Source organism: Streptomyces sp. NPDC027663 (assembly GCF_055566415.1).
The window spans coordinates 368944-383695 of the sequence record NZ_JBVHSK010000005.1 but is presented as its reverse complement, the minus strand read 5'-3'; the positions used below and the strand labels follow the sequence as shown (position 1 = coordinate 383695).

Annotated in this window: 13 protein-coding genes; 1 reads left to right on the top strand and 12 read right to left on the bottom strand. The window is 72.9% G+C overall.

All coding sequences use genetic code 11. From position 1 onward, the window contains the following. Positions 1 to 280: 280 nt before the first annotated feature. The 6 genes from ACZ4SF_RS17265 to fmt all read right to left on the bottom strand — a co-directional run bounded on the left by ACZ4SF_RS17265 (position 281) and on the right by fmt (position 7165). Positions 281 to 1723, bottom strand: a complete 1443-nt coding sequence (locus ACZ4SF_RS17265) for a GuaB1 family IMP dehydrogenase-related protein (protein WP_468384578.1) — start codon at positions 1721 to 1723, stop codon at positions 281 to 283. Positions 1724 to 1855: 132 nt separating this feature from the next. Then, positions 1856 to 2185 (bottom strand): barstar family protein, encoded by a 330-nt coding sequence (locus tag ACZ4SF_RS17260; RefSeq protein WP_468384575.1) that lies wholly within the window; start codon positions 2183 to 2185, stop codon positions 1856 to 1858. Positions 2186 to 2479: 294 nt separating this feature from the next. Further along, the gene (locus tag ACZ4SF_RS17255; RefSeq protein WP_201843553.1) at positions 2480 to 3523 is read right to left on the bottom strand and encodes a sugar-binding transcriptional regulator; all 1044 of its coding nucleotides are present in this window, start codon (positions 3521 to 3523) and stop codon (positions 2480 to 2482) included. Between the two features lie 90 nt (positions 3524 to 3613). Further along, positions 3614 to 4300 carry a ribulose-phosphate 3-epimerase gene (gene rpe, locus ACZ4SF_RS17250; RefSeq protein WP_468384572.1) on the bottom strand — a complete coding sequence of 229 codons (687 nt, stop codon included), beginning with the start codon at positions 4298 to 4300 and terminating at the stop codon, positions 3614 to 3616. 127 nt (positions 4301 to 4427) lie between these two features. After that, the gene (locus ACZ4SF_RS17245) at positions 4428 to 5846 is read right to left on the bottom strand and encodes an RsmB/NOP family class I SAM-dependent RNA methyltransferase (protein WP_468384569.1); all 1419 of its coding nucleotides are present in this window, start codon (positions 5844 to 5846) and stop codon (positions 4428 to 4430) included. A gap of 386 nt (positions 5847 to 6232) precedes the next feature. Further along, positions 6233 to 7165 carry a methionyl-tRNA formyltransferase gene (gene fmt, locus ACZ4SF_RS17240; protein WP_468384566.1) on the bottom strand — a complete coding sequence of 311 codons (933 nt, stop codon included), beginning with the start codon at positions 7163 to 7165 and terminating at the stop codon, positions 6233 to 6235. A gap of 214 nt (positions 7166 to 7379) precedes the next feature. Between fmt and ACZ4SF_RS17235 the strand changes: the two genes are divergently transcribed. After that, positions 7380 to 7931 (top strand): hypothetical protein, encoded by a 552-nt coding sequence (locus ACZ4SF_RS17235; RefSeq protein ID WP_468384563.1) that lies wholly within the window; start codon positions 7380 to 7382, stop codon positions 7929 to 7931. 82 nt (positions 7932 to 8013) lie between these two features. On the opposite strand, the gene ACZ4SF_RS17230 is transcribed toward ACZ4SF_RS17235, so the two are convergent. From ACZ4SF_RS17230 to ACZ4SF_RS17205, 6 genes are all read right to left on the bottom strand, one after another. After that, positions 8014 to 10173 (bottom strand): primosomal protein N', encoded by a 2160-nt coding sequence (locus tag ACZ4SF_RS17230; RefSeq protein ID WP_468384560.1) that lies wholly within the window; start codon positions 10171 to 10173, stop codon positions 8014 to 8016. A 305-nt stretch (positions 10174 to 10478) separates the two neighbouring features. Further along, entirely contained in the window at positions 10479 to 11687 is a 1209-nt protein-coding gene (gene metK, locus ACZ4SF_RS17225) for a methionine adenosyltransferase (RefSeq protein WP_468384558.1), read from the bottom strand. Between the two features lie 249 nt (positions 11688 to 11936). Next, entirely contained in the window at positions 11937 to 13139 is a 1203-nt protein-coding gene (coaBC, locus tag ACZ4SF_RS17220) for a bifunctional phosphopantothenoylcysteine decarboxylase/phosphopantothenate--cysteine ligase CoaBC (protein WP_468384555.1), read from the bottom strand. Between the two features lie 139 nt (positions 13140 to 13278). Continuing rightward, on the bottom strand, positions 13279 to 13551 hold the full coding sequence (gene rpoZ, locus ACZ4SF_RS17215; protein WP_005319902.1) for a DNA-directed RNA polymerase subunit omega: 273 nt from the start codon (positions 13549 to 13551) through the stop codon (positions 13279 to 13281). Positions 13552 to 13604: 53 nt separating this feature from the next. After that, on the bottom strand, positions 13605 to 14198 hold the full coding sequence (gmk, locus tag ACZ4SF_RS17210; protein ID WP_468384552.1) for a guanylate kinase: 594 nt from the start codon (positions 14196 to 14198) through the stop codon (positions 13605 to 13607). A gap of 60 nt (positions 14199 to 14258) precedes the next feature. After that, on the bottom strand, positions 14259 to 14582 hold the full coding sequence (locus ACZ4SF_RS17205) for an integration host factor (protein WP_003977346.1): 324 nt from the start codon (positions 14580 to 14582) through the stop codon (positions 14259 to 14261). Positions 14583 to 14752: the final 170 nt, after the last annotated feature.

Here is a 14752-nt window from a genome sequence, read left to right as displayed (position 1 = left end):
CTTCACGGGCGTAATGCAGCAACCTTGCGCATCCCCGCATGATCATTGCGTTCATCCGGCCGGAATGACAAATCGTTGCACGCGGGCTGTCGACCGTTGCACAGACCCTTCACAGGCCCCTTCCCGTGCCCTTCCGCACACCCGGCCGCGGCGCCCTCCGCACACCCGGCCGCGGCGTCCTCCGGGCGCCCGGCCGACCGGCTGTCCCGCGCGGGAACACCGACGGCCCCCGCCGTTCCCGGCAAGGGAACGACGGGGGCCGTGACAACGGGACTTGAGGTCAGCTCCAGCTGGCGTGCAGCGGCTTGCCCTCGGCGTAGCCTGCCGCGCTCTGGATGCCGACGATGGCCTTCTGGGCGAACTCCTCCAGGGAGCCGGCACCGGCGTAGGTGCAGGAGGAGCGGACACCCGCGATGATCGAGTCGATCAGGTCCTCGACGCCCGGGCGGGCCGGGTCGAGGAACATGCGGGAGGTCGAGATGCCCTCCTCGAACAGCGCCTTGCGCGCCCGGTCGTACGCCGACTCCTCCGACGTACGGTTGCGCACGGCACGCGCGGAGGCCATGCCGAACGACTCCTTGTAGGCGCGGCCGCTCGCATCGTGCTGGAGGTCTCCGGGCGACTCGTAGGTGCCGGCGAACCAGGAGCCCACCATCACGTTGGACGCGCCGGCCGCGAGGGCCATGGCGACGTCGCGCGGGTGCCGGACACCGCCGTCGGCCCACACGTGCTTGCCGTACTTCTTCGCCTCGGCGGCGCACTCCAGGACCGCGGAGAACTGCGGCCGGCCGACGCCGGTCATCATGCGGGTGGTGCACATGGCGCCCGGGCCGACACCGACCTTGATGATGTCCGCACCGGCGTCGACGAGGTCCTTGACGCCCTCGGCGGAGACGATGTTGCCCGCGGCGATCGGCACCTGCGGGTCGAGCGCACGCACGACCTTGACCGCGCTGATCATCGACTCCTGGTGGCCGTGCGCGGTGTCGATCACGAGGGTGTCCACACCGGCGTCGAGCAGCTGCTTGGCCTTGCCGGCGACGTCACCGTTGATACCGACGGCGGCGGCGATCCGCAGCCTGCCGTTCGCGTCCACGGCCGGCGTGTACAGCGTGGCCCGCAGGGCGCCCTTGCGGGTGAGGATGCCCGCGAGCCTGCCGTCCTTGTCGACGGCGGGGGCGTAGCGGCGGTTGTGGTGGTCGAGGGTGTTGAAGGCCTCGCGCGGGTCGATGTCGGCGTCCAGCAGGAGCAGGTCCTTGGACATGACAACCTCGAGCTGGGTGAAGCGGTCGACGCCGGACAGGTCGGCGTCGGTGACGACACCGACGGGCCGCTGGTTCTCGTCCACGACGACACCGGCGTTGTGCGCCCGCTTGGGCAGCAGCGCCAGGGCGTCGGCGACGGTCTGGTGCGGGGCCAGCACGATCGGGGTGTCCAGCACCAGGTGGCGGCTCTTCACCCAGGAGACGACGTCGGTGACGACGTCGATCGGGATGTCCTGAGGGATGACCACGAGGCCGCCCCGGCGGGCCACCGTCTCGGCCATGCGGCGGCCGGCGATGGCGGTCATGTTGGCGACGACGAGCGGGATGGTCGTGCCCGTGCCGTCCGGCGAGGCGAGGTCCACGCCCTGACGCGAGCCCACCGCGGAGCGGCTCGGCACCATGAACACGTCGTCGTACGTGAGGTCGTACGCGGGCTGGATGTCATTGAGGAAACGCACGTGCTGCACATCCCAGTCGATCAGAGGTGACCCCCGGACGGGTGCGCCAGGGGGAAAGAGCACGTACTTCATTGTCCCATGACCGCCTGGCCGTCATGGCCTCACAAAACATCCAGGGCGGCCGGAGAGGCGTTAGGAGGATCCTCCAAGGGCGAGGAGGACGGTGAGCGCGGGCGTCCGGTCCACCGCCTCCGCGAAGACCTCTTCGGCGGTCCGCCACTCGTCCGGCACCGCCTCGGCATAGGTGCGCCAGCGCCGTACGACGATGAGCAGCCCCTGCTCCACGGCGCCCTCGGGCCAGACGGTGTGATCGGAGAGGGAGTCGGCCAGCGCGTCCCAGTTCCGGCCGAACCAGTCGGGCAGCGCCAGGGCCCGGGAGATGCGGTCCATCAGGCCCGCTTTGCCCGTGACCCCGTCCAGGTCCAGGGTGACCGTGTACCGGCCGCCCAGGTCTTCCGTCATCTCAGCACCGCCCGGAACGACTCGTAGTGATCATCGGTGGAGTGGGGACCGCCCCGTCGGCAGGACGGCGAGCAGGCCCGCGAACGCGCGGGTGACGAACCGCAGCAGCAGCGCGCCGTTGCTGCCGCGGCCGTCCCGTCACGACGGCGCCGCGACCCGCTGTCCGGTCCCGGGCCGGTGCCCGGCCGGACCGTGCCCGGCCGGTGCCCGTCCGAACCCTGCCCGGCCGGTGCTCGTCCGGACCGTGCTCGTCCGGACCGGTCCCGGGCCGGTGCTCGTCCGGACCGGTCCCGGTCAGTGCCCGTCGGGGTCCGCCCGGCTGAGCGCCGGCTTCGGCGCCGGGCCCGCCGTCATCAGGTAGTCGGCGGCCGAGGTGTCGGTCACCAGGCTGGTGACCAGCCCGGAGCGCAGCACCGCGTCGATGGCCGACGCCTTGCGCTGCCCGCCGGCGATGGCCACGACCTCCGGGATCCGGCGGAGCTGGTCGGCCTTGACCGTGATGCACCGCTCCCCCAGGTCTCGCCCGATCCGGCGGCCCTCGGCGTCGAAGAGGTGCGCGGACATCTCGGCGGCGACACCGAGCGAGGCGTAGTGCGCGCGCTCCTCGTCGCTGAGCATGTCGTGCACGGTCGAGATGCCCGGCTCCCAGGAGCCGATGGAGACGCAGGCGACCGTGACCTTGTCGAAGTACTCGAAGGCCCGGGCGAGCCCGGTCTGGTTGCGCAGCGCCGCCGCGGTCGCCGCGTCCGGCAGCAGCATCGGCGCGTAGATGGGGTGCGCGTCACCGCCCGACACCTGGGCCGCCCGGCGCACGGCCTCCACCGAGCCGCGCTCGGCGGTCCCGGCGTCGTACACGCCCGTCAGCTGCACCACCGTGCAGGGCGGCAGCCGGTCGAGCGCCGCCGCCATGTGGATGGTGGACCGGCCCCAGGCCAGCCCGAGCACGTCCCCCTCGTTGACCAGCTCGCCGAGCAGGTCGGCGGCGACCTCGCCGAGGTTCTCCGGGTCGGGGGTCTCCTCGGCCTCGGCCGGCGACTCGACCACGACGGCGTGCCTCAGGCCGTACCGGGCGCGAAGCGCGTCGGAGCGCTCGGCGTCCAGCTCGGCCGGGACTCGGATCTCGATACGTACGAGATCCCGTTCGAGGGCCGTCTCCAGGACCCGGGCCACCTTGAAGCGGCTGACGCCGAACTCCTCCGCGATCTGGATCTTGGACTTGCCCTCGAGGTAGAAGCGGCGGGCCATGGCCGCCGCCTGCACCAGCTCAGCGGGTCCCATCCGCATGGCTGACCGGCCCGCCGACATACCCGACACGGCGATCTCCTCACTGCTGTTCACACTCTGGATTCGCCGTTCATCCTTGCAGATTCGGCGCGACTGATCCGCCCTGATGGGCGCCGTTCACTTAACCGTTCACTTGACTGTGGCTCAGTGGTCGCATGCCCAGGACGCCTTGGCGGTGGCCGTCTCCGCCTGTGCGCGCAGGGCACGGACCGCCTCCGCCGGGTCGTTCGCCCCGTAGACGGCCGAGCCGGCGACGAACACGTCCGCTCCCGCGTCCGCGCAGCGCTCGATCGTCGAGGCCGAGACACCGCCGTCGACCTGCAGCCACAGCTCCAGACCGTGCTTCTTGATCAGCTCCCGGGTGCGGCGGATCTTCGGCAGCATGATGTCGAGGAAGGCCTGGCCGCCGAAGCCCGGCTCGACCGTCATGATCAGCAGCATGTCGAGTTCCGGCAGCAGGTCCTCGAACGGCTCGATCGGCGTGGCGGGCTTCAGCGCCATGGAGGCACGGGCGCCCTTCGCGCGGATCTCCCGGGCGAGCCGCACCGGGGCGGCGGCGGCCTCCACGTGGAAGGTGACGGACGACGCCCCCGCCTCGACGTACTGAGGCGCCCAGCGGTCGGGGTCCTCGATCATCAGATGGCAGTCCAGCGGGGTGTCCGTCGCACGGGCCAGGGACTCCACGACCGGGACGCCGAGCGTCAGGTTCGGGACGAAGTGGTTGTCCATGACGTCGACGTGAAGCCAGTCGGCGCCTTGGACCGCCTTGGCCTCCTCCGCCAGTCGGGCGAAGTCGGCGGACAGGATGCTGGGGTTGATCTGCACGGCCATGACCCAAGCCTGCCATGCCGCTGCGCTTGGCTGTAGCCGCGGTCCCCCGAGGTCGTGGTTCGACTGCGGGCCGGTGGGTGGCCGGTCGCGCAGTTCCCCGCGCCCCTGGGGAACGACCTGAGCGGCGTCAGGCAGTCCTGCGGATCAGGGCCAGGTACATCGCGTCCGTGCCGTGGAGATGGGGCCACAGCTGTACGTCCGGCCCGTCGCCCAGGTCCGGTACGCCGGGCAGGAGGGGGCGGGCGTCGATCACCTCGGTGTCCGGGCGCTGCTTGAGGACGTCGGCGACGACGGCGCGGGTCTCGGCGAGGTGGGGGGAGCAGGTGGCGTAGCCGACGACTCCGCCCACACGCACCGAGTCGAGGGCGGTGCGCAGCAGGGAGCGCTGCAGCGGCGCGAAGTTGTCGAGGTCCTCGGGGCGGCGGCGCCAGCGGGCCTCGGGGCGGCGGCGGAGCGCGCCGAGGCCGGTGCACGGGACGTCCACCAGCACCCGGTCGAAGGAGCCGAGGCGCCACGGCGGGCGGGTGCCGTCGGCGGCGATGACCTGGTACGGCCCGGGATTGCCGTGCAGCGCCTTCTCGACCAGGCCGGCCCGGTGCGGCTGCTTCTCGGAGGCGAGCAGCACGGCTCCGCGCTCGGCGGCGAGGGCGGCCAACAGCGCGGCTTTGCCGCCCGGCCCGGCGCACCCGTCGAGCCATGTCTCGTCCGGCCCGTCCAGCGGGGCGTTCGCCAGCGCGAGGGCGACCAGCTGGCTGCCCTCGTCCTGCACGCCGGCGCGTCCCTGGTGCACGGCCTCGACCGCGCCCGGTTCGCCGCCCTCGGCGAGCCGCACGGCGTACGGCGACCAGCGCCCGGGTACGGCCGCGTCCTCGCGGAGCAGTTCCTCGGTGGTGGCCCGGCCAGGACGCGCGACGAGCGTGACCTCGGGGCGCTCGTTGTCCGCGGCCAGCAGTTCCTCGATGCCGGCCCGGCCGCCGCCCAGGGAGTCCCACAGCGCGGAGACGACCCAGCGGGGGTGCGAGTGCACGACGGCGAGGTGGTCCTCGGGATCCTCGTCGTAGGGCGGCGCGACCTTCTCGATCCAGCCCTGGAGGTCGTCCTGGGCGATCTTGCGGAGCACGGCGTTGACGAACTTGGCCCGTCCGTCGCCGAGCACCACGCGCGCCAGCTCCACGGAGGCGGAGACCGCGGCGTGCGTCGGGATGCGCGTGCCGAGCAGCTGGTGCGCGCCGAGGCTCAGCACATCGAGCACGGGCGGGTCGACCTCGCGCAGCGGCCGGTCCACGCAGGCGGCGATGACGGCGTCGTACGTGCCCTGCCGGCGCAGCGTGCCGTACACCAGCTCGGTGGCGAGGGCGGCGTCCCGAGCGTCGAAGTCGCCCTTGTCCCGGGCTTTCTTCAGCAGCGGCGGCAGCACGAGGTTGGCGTACGCGTCCCGCTCGTCCACCGCGCGCAGCGCCTCGAAGGCCAGGATGCGGACGGGATCCTTCTGGGGACGGCGGTAGGGCTTGGCGGGCCTGCGCGGCCGCCGGGACTGCTCGCTCACGAAAAAGGTGCTCCGGGTGTGATGAAGAAGGTGCGCCTCCAGCCTACGTCGGCGCACCCTCCTCTCCGCCGTCCGGGGCACCGGCCCGGTGCGAACCGGCCGCCCCGCGGACCAGGCCGCCAGCTGCTCCGCGAACCCGGCCGCCGGCTACTCCGCGCACCGGGCCGCCAGCTGCTCCGCGAACCCGGCCGCCGGCTACTCCGCGCACCGGGCCGCCAGCTGCTCCGCGGACCCGGTCGCCGGCTGCTCCGCGATGGGCCGGGCCGCCGGCTGCTCCGCGATGGGCCGGGCCGCCGGCTGCTCCGCGAACCGGGCCGCCGGCCGCCCCGCGAACCCGGTCGGGGGCGACGGCACGGGCCCCGTCGGCTGCCCCACCGTCCCGGCCGTCAGCCGCCCAGCGTCTCGCCCTCCGCGATGCGCACCCCGCGGGCCCAGTCGGCGGCCCGCATCGGCTTCTTGCCCTGGGCCTGCACCCACAGCAGCTCGACGCCGTAGGAACCGGTGCCCACGTGCACGCTGTTCTTGCCCACCGCGAGCCGGCCCGGCGCGAGGTCCGTCCGCCCGGGCACGGGCGTGACATGGATGAGCTTGAGCCGCTCGCCGCGGAAGGTGGTCCAGGCGCCGGGCGCCGGGGTGCAGCCGCGCACGACCCGGTCGACGCGCAGCGCGGGCGTCGCCCAGTCCACCTGGGCGTCCTCGACGGTGATCTTCGGCGCCACGGTGATGCCCTCGGCCGGCTGCGGTACGGCCTTCAGGGTGCCGTCCGCGATGCCGTCCATGGTCGCGGCGAGCAGCCCGGCACCGGCGAAGGCGAGCCGGGTGAGCAGGTCGCCGCTGGTGTCGGTGGGACGGATCTCCTCCGTCACGGTCCCGTACACGGGCCCGGAGTCGAGCCCTTCCTCGATGAGGAACGTGGAGGCGCCGGTGATCTCGTCGCCCGCCATGATGGAGTGCTGCACGGGCGCGGCACCGCGCCAGGCGGGCAGCAGCGAGAAGTGCAGGTTGACCCAGCCGTGGGCGGGGATGTCCAGGGCCGCCTTCGGCAGCAGGGCGCCGTAGGCGACGACCGGGCAGCAGTCCGGCGCGATCTCCTTCAGCCGCTCCAGGAACTCCGGGTCCCGCGGCTTCAGGGGCTTCAGCACCTCGATCCCGGCCTCCTCCGCGCGCTCGGCCACGGGGGACGCGACCAGCCTGCGCCCGCGCCCGGCCGGCGCGTCGGGCCGGGTGACGACGGCGGCCACCTCGTGCCGCCCGGAGGCGAGCAGGGCGTCCAGAGCGGGAACGGCGACCTCGGGGGTACCGGCGAAGACGAGCTTCATGGGCGGGATCGGGCCTCTCGGGCGGGGGTGAGCGGGCAGCGCACCAGTCTATGACCTTGGACGGCGCACGAGCAGACGGGCGGCGTACGCATATGCCCGTACGCCCCCACCCCGTGACCAGCGGACCGCGAGCGCGTTGGTCAAGAAAGAGTTGACCACATCGGGCCGCTTTGGCGGCCCAATTCCTTTCAACGCCGGTTCGAGAGGCTTGTTCATGGCCGACCACGCAACCCACGACGCCCAGGCCCGGGCCAGCCTGCACTTGCTGGTGCGGGACATCGAGCGGGTCCGCCGGCAGGTGGACGCGCTGCGCACGCTCACCGCCCAGCTGGGCAACGTCTACCGTCCACGCCGCTCCGGCCCGTCCACGGGCTTCGTCGTCTACGGGCGCGCCCCCGCCCCGACGGTCCGCCTCGCCCAGGAACTGCGGGACAGTGTCGAAACCCTGGTCACGGCCGCCGTGGACTTCGACCGCTCGCTCGGCTTCTCGTGGGACGCGGTGGGTTCGGCGCTCGGGGTCACCAAGCAGGCGGTGCACCGCCGCTACGGCGCCCGCCGCGCCGCGGCCCAGACGGCGGCCGACCCGGAGCGGACGCCGGAGCCGTCCGGCACCCGCACGCTCAACGTGAACGCGGCGCTGCCCGCGCTGCCCGCGGTGCCGACGGTCCCCGCGGCCCGTTCCATGCCGACCCAGCCGACCGCGGGCAGCCCGGCCCTGCGCGACGACGTCCGCCCGACGGCCTTCCCCGGCCCCCGCAACGGCTGACGCCACTCACCCGTGCCTTGCCCTCCCGGCGTCTCCGGGAGGGCAGACGTAGGGCATCCCGCATCCACTCCCCCGCGCCTCGTCACCCGATGTCCGGAGGGTCGACCCGCACCCGGACCGGCTCCCCGCTCCCCCGGGCCATCCGTCCGGCCTGCGCGGTCTTGAGCGCAGCGGCGAGCGCGGACCCACTGCCCGGGGGCACGCGGACGAGTGCCCGTTCCCAGTGCTCGCCGGGCGGCGGTGCGCCGGTCCTGCGCGGGCTGCCGGGCATCGTGGGCGCAAGCGGCACCGGACCCAGCAGCTCGGCGTCCGGCGGCAGCTCGACCGTGGTGAGGAACTCGGCGACCGCCGCGGACGGCCCGGACACGGCCGCCATCCGGGAAACCGGCGGGAAGCCCAGCTCGGCCCGCTCGGACAGCTCCCGCACGGCGTGCCCGACGGGATCCCAGCGCACCAGCGCCTGTACCGGCCGCAGCGTCGGCTCGGCCACCACGACCACCGTGCCGCCCTCGGTCTGCGGCCGCACCAGCGCGCCGGCCGCGATCCACCGGCGCAGCGCGTCCTCGCCGGCCCGCAGGTCGGGTCGCACGAGCATGGCCCAGCCGTCCAGCAGCAGGGCCGCGGCATAGCCGCCCTCGGCGACCGGCTCGGCGCCGGGCGTGCTGACGACCAGCGCGGGCGTGCCGGGCACGGTGTCCAGCACATGCTCCCGGCCCGAGGTGCGCACCGGTACCGCGGGAAAGGCCCGCCCCAGCTCTTCGGCGGTCCGCCGTGCTCCCACGACTTGGGCGCGGAGCCGGAAGCCGCCGCACTCCGGACAGTGCCAGGCGCCCTCGTCGCGCCCGCACCAGGCGCACCGCAGCGCCCCCGCGTCCTGCCCCTGGAGCGGCCCGGAGCAGTGCCGGCACCGGGCGGGCGCCCGGCACTGGGCGCAGGCCATGCGCGGCGCGTATCCGCGCCGGGGCACCTGCACCAGCACCGGCCCGTGCCGCAGCCCCTCGCGGGCGGCCTGCCAGGCGAGCGTGGGCAGCCGGGCGGCGCGGGCGGCCTCGTCGCGCGCGAGGTCGTCGTCCCCGACCGTCCGGACGAGGGGTGCGGTGCGGCGCACCTGTTCCCGCCCCGCCACCAGCGGCCGGGCCCAGCCGCTCTCGACGAGCTGGGCCGCTTCCACGGTGCAGCTCCAACTCCCCAGCAGGAAGGCGCACTTGTCCAGCGCGGCCCGCAGCAGCAGCACGTCCCGGGCGTGCGGCTGGGGAGCGTGCTGCTCGCTGTGGCTGTCGTCCCCGTCGTCCCAGATGGCGACGAGCCCCAGGTCCTGCACCGGAGCGAACATCGCCGCCCGCGTCCCCACGACGGCCCGCACGGAACCCCGGCGCACCGCGAGCCACTGCGCATACCGCTTCTCGGGCCCGGCGTCGGCGGTGAGCAGGGCGTGCCGGCCCGCGCCGAGCAGCTCGGTGAGCGCGGCGTCGACCCGTGCGGCGGCCCGGCCGTCCGGTACGACGACGAGGGCGCCGCGTCCCGAGGCGAGCGTGGCGGCGACGGCACGTGCCAGCTCCTCGCTCCACAACGGCCCCGGCAGGGCGTTCCACACGGCCCTGGGCGCCCCGCCGGAGGCCAGTGCGTCGAGGAATGCGCCCCCGTGCTCGTACCGCGTCCAGGGCCCGGCGTCGGGGGTCCGGGGCGGCGGGAGCGGTGTCGGGGACGGCCGCTGCTCGGCGCGGGCGCTGCGCGGCGGCACGGCCAGCTGGAGGACGTCGGCGAGACTTCCCGCGTACCGGTCGGCGACGGCTCGCGCGAGTCCCAGCAGCTCGTCGCTCAGCACCGGCTCCGGCGACACGACCTGGGCGAGCGCGGCCAGTGGTCCGGAGTAGTCGGTCTCGGCCCGCCGCTCGACGAGGAAGCCGTCGATCAGTCCGCCGCCCTCCCGGCGCCCTTCCCGCACCCGGCCGCGCCCGGCCCCGAACCGCACCCGCACCCGCACGCCGGGCTGCGCCTGTGCGTCCAGTTCCTCGGGCACGGCGTAGTCGAAGTACCGGTCGAGGTGCAGCACTCCTTTGTCGACCAGCACCCGGGCGACCGGCAGCTCCTTGGCCAGCGCGGCCCCCCGCCAGGTCCGCGGTTTGGCCCGCGGCTCCTTGGCCTTGCGCACACTCTCCCGGATGAGCGCGAGCTGCTCCGGCGGCGCCCCTTCGGCCCCGCCGTCCCCCTCTGCCGGGGGCACCCCGTTCTCGCTGCTCACGCTTGCATTCTTACCAAACGGCACCGACAAGCCGGGCTCACGGGCATGAGCGGACCGGCGCCCGGCCGCCCGGAACACCTGCGGGGCCGTCCGGCGGCCCCGGTGGACAGGTGGCGTCCGGCGGCGCGACGGGGTTCGACGGGGACGACGACGGACGACGCGGACGTCCGGCAGCCGACCGTCCGGATCGTGGGGTCGACCGCGTCCTGCGCCGGATCCGCCTGGAGGCGGCCTGACGGCCCCGCACACGCTGAGGCCCGGCCCCCCTTTCGGGGGCCGGGCCTCAGCGTTAAGAGTGGGCGGAACTACAGGCCGGCGGCCTGGCGCAGCGCGTCCACGCGGTCCGTGCGCTCCCAGGTGAAGTCGGGCAGCTCGCGGCCGAAGTGGCCGTAGGCCGCCGTCTGGGAGTAGATCGGGCGGAGCAGGTCGAGGTCGCGGATGATCGCGGCCGGGCGGAGGTCGAAGACCTCGTCGATGGCCTTCTCGATCTTCTCGTGGTCGACCTTGGCGGTGCCGAAAGTCTCGACGAAGAGACCGACGGGCTCGGCCTTGCCGATCGCGTAGGCGACCTGGACCTCGCAGCGGGCGGCCAGGCCGGCGGCCACGACGTTCTTGGCGACCCAGCGCATGGCGTAGGCGGCCGAGCGGTCCACCTTGGACGGGTCCTTGCCGGAGAAGGCACCGCCGCCGTGGCGGGCCATGCCGCCGTAGGTGTCGATGATGATCTTGCGGCCGGTCAGGCCGGCGTCGCCCATCGGGCCGCCGATCTCGAAGCGGCCGGTCGGGTTGACCAGCAGGCGGTAGCCCTCGGTGTCCAGCTTGATGCCCTCGTCCAGGAGCGCCTTCAGCTCCGGCTCCACGACGAACTCGCGGATGTCGGGGGCGAGCAGCGACTCCAGGTCGATGTCGGAGGCGTGCTGCGAGGAGACGACCACGGTGTCGAGGCGGACGGCCTTGTCGCCGTCGTACTCGATGGTGACCTGCGTCTTGCCGTCCGGGCGCAGGTAGGGGATGGTGCCGTTCTTGCGGACCTCGGAGAGCCGCTTGGACAGGCGGTGCGCCAGGAAGATCGGCAGCGGCATCAGGGTCGGCGTCTCGTCGGACGCGTAGCCGAACATCAGGCCCTGGTCGCCCGCGCCCTGCCGGTCCAGCTCGTCCTCGTCGCCCTCGACCCGGGACTCGTAGGCGGTGTCGACGCCCTGGGCGATGTCCGGGGACTGCGCGCCGATGGACACCGACACGCCGCAGGAGGCGCCGTCGAAGCCCTTCTTCGAGGAGTCGTAGCCGATCTCGAGGATCTTGTTGCGGACCAGGGTGGCGATGTCCGCGTAGGCCTTGGTCGTGACCTCGCCGGCCACGTGGACGAGGCCGGTGGTGATCAGGGTCTCGACCGCGACACGGGAGGTCGGGTCCTCGCGCAGAAGCGCGTCGAGAATGGTGTCGCTGATCTGGTCAGCGATCTTGTCGGGGTGACCCTCGGTCACGGACTCCGAGGTGAACAGGCGACGGGACACAACGCTCCCTGTGGTTGCAGCGGCTGCTGGCTGATCATTTGCGGACGACGCTGGGCTGCGCCTGGCGTCGTCCGTGAAACAGTTTATCGGTCGCACTCGGCCGACGGGCCACCGTCTCGCCTCTCGGGAGCGCTGTGACCTGCGGCACGGGCATTCTGCACAATGGCGAGCGGCCTTGGCCAGGGCCGCCACGCCCGTTTCGAGCCCGGCGCGAGCGGACGGAGAGTTCGCCCGTTCGCGTGCCGGACGTTAGTCCAGTCGTCCTACGACCAGGTCCCAGACCGTGTCGGCGAGGGCCTCCTTGGGGCCGTGCGGCACCGGGGTCTCGGTGCCGTCCGCGCCCAGTACGACGGCCTCGTTCTCCTCCGCGCCGAAGGTCTTGCGCTCCCCGACCTCGTTGACCACGAGCAGGTCGCAGCCCTTGCGGGCGAGCTTGGTGCGGCCGTTGGCGAGGACGTCGTCGGTCTCGGCGGCGAAGCCGACGATCACCTGTCCGGGGCGCGCACGATCGGCCGAAATCTCCGCAAGAATGTCCGGATTTCGCAGGAGAACGATCGGCTCCGGTTCCTGGCCGTCCTTCTTCTTGATCTTTCCGGCGGCGTAGGCGGCCGGGCGGAAGTCGGCGACGGCGGCGGCCATGACCACGGCGTCGGCGTCCGCCGCGGCTTTGAGGACGGCCTCGCGGAGCTGGACGGCCGTGCCGACCCGGACGACGTCCACGCCCGCCGGGTCGGGCAGGCCGGTGTTGGCCGAGACCAGCGTCACCCGGGCGCCGCGGGCGGCGGCGGTGCGGGCGAGCGCGTAGCCCTGCTTGCCCGAGGAGCGGTTGCCGAGGAAGCGGACCGGGTCCAGGGGTTCACGGGTGCCGCCTGCCGAGACGACGACGTGCCGCCCGGCGAGATCGGGCTCGGTCACGCCCCGGGCCAGCACCCGGCGGCACACCTCGAAGATCTCCGCTGGGTCGGGCAGCCGGCCCTTGCCGGTGTCGACGCCGGTGAGGCGGCCGACGGCGGGCTCGACGACGACGGCGCCGCGTCGGCGCAGCGTGGCCACGTTCTCCTGGGTGGCCGGGTGCTCCCACATCTCGGTGTGCATCGCCGGGGCGAAGACGACCGGACAGCGGGCGGTGAGGAGCGTGTTGGTCAGCAGGTCGTCGGCGAGGCCGTGGGCGGCCTTTGCGAGCATGTCTGCGGTGGCCGGGGCCACGACGACCAGGTCGGCGTGCTGGCCGATGCGGACGTGCGGGACCTGGTGGACCTCGTCCCAGACCTCGGCGGAGACGGGGTTGCCGGACAGGGCCGACCAGGTGGCGGCGCCGACGAAGTGCAGCGCGGAGGCGGTGGGCACCACGCGGACGTCGTGACCCGACTCCGTGAACCTTCTCAGCAGCTCACAGGCCTTGTAGGCGGCGATGCCACCGCTGACCCCCAGCACGACCCTCGGCTTGTCCACCGTGTCTCCCCGGACTCGAAAACGTACGACGGAACCGTACGACTCCATGACACACCACAGGCCCGGCAGGGGCCCCCGGCGTTCGCCGGGGGAATGACTGCCGGGCCTGTTGGATGAGTCAACCGCAATCTGAAAAGTACTACTGAGCCGGGCCTTCGATGGCCTCGGAGGTCAGCAGACCGGCGTTGATCTCACGCAGCGCGATCGAGAGCGGCTTCTCGTGCACGTGGGTGTCGACGAGCGGACCGACGTACTCGAGGAGACCCTCGCCGAGCTGCGAGTAGTACGCGTTGATCTGGCGGGCACGCTTGGCCGCGTAGATCACGAGGCTGTACTTCGAGTCCGTGGCCTCGAGAAGCTCGTCGATCGGCGGGTTGATGATGCCCTCGGGCGCGGTGATGGAAGAGGACACGCTCTACCTTCCGATGGATGGAAAAGAATCAATGATCGTGATCAGAGTCACGATCACACAACGTCCATCAAGGCTAGCAGCTCGCGGGCCACGTCCTCGACGGAGGTGTTGACCAAGGTCTCGTCGAACTCCGGCTCGGCCGCCAGCTCGGTCCTGGCCGCCTCCAGGCGGCGTTCGATGACCTCGGGCGGCTCGGTCCCCCGGCCGGTGAGCCTGCGCACCAGCTCCTCCCAGGAAGGCGGAGCCAGGAACACCAACTGGGCGTCGGACATCGACTCCCGGACCTGGCGAGCGCCCTGGAGGTCGATCTCCAGCAGCACGGGCTCGCCGTTCTCCAGCCGCTCCAGCACGGCCGCGCGGGGCGTTCCGTAGCGGTTGCCGGCGAACTCGGCCCATTCGAGCAGCTCACCGTTGGCGATCAGCTTGTCCATCTCCTCGTCGGTGACGAAGAAGTAGTGGACTCCGTGCTGCTCACCGGGGCGCGGCTTTCGGGTCGTCGCGGACACCGAGAGCCAGACCTCGGGGTGTTCCTTGCGCATATGGGCGACGACCGTGCTCTTGCCGACCCCCGAAGGGCCGGAGAGCACGGTCAGCCGCGGACGTGCGTCCGGGGGCTCGGGGGTCGTCCCCCGGAGTGTTACTGCCATGCAGCGATTATTCCAGCAATCCCGGAGTGCCCGGGACTCCCGGTCCGCCCGGGGGCGGACTCAGGAGCCGGTGCTGCCGAACTCACGCTCCAGGGAGGCGATCTGGTTGGAACCGAGACCGCGCACACGGCGGCTCTCGGAGATGCCCAGACGCTCCATGATCTGCTTGGCGCGGACCTTGCCCACGCCCGGCAGGGACTCCAGCAGCGCAGAGACCTTCATCTTGCCGATGACGTCGTTTTCCTGGCCCTGCTTGATGACCTCGTGCAGGGAGGCGCCGGAGTGCTTGAGTCGATTCTTGACCTCGGCCCGCTCCCGGCGAGCCGCGGCGGCCTTTTCGAGCGCGGCTGCGCGCTGTTCAGGGGTAAGGGGCGGAAGAGCCACGCCTACGTCACCTCGGATGTCGAACTGTCGGATACGGACCGGTGAGGAACCTAGTCGCCCCACACCTGGGGAGCCACGAGCAACACGCTGCCCGCTGTCCCCCACTGCCTGAAGGGCGTGGGAGGCGTCCCCACTGCTCGGAGACTAGCGGGCAAGTCCGCCAGAGTCAG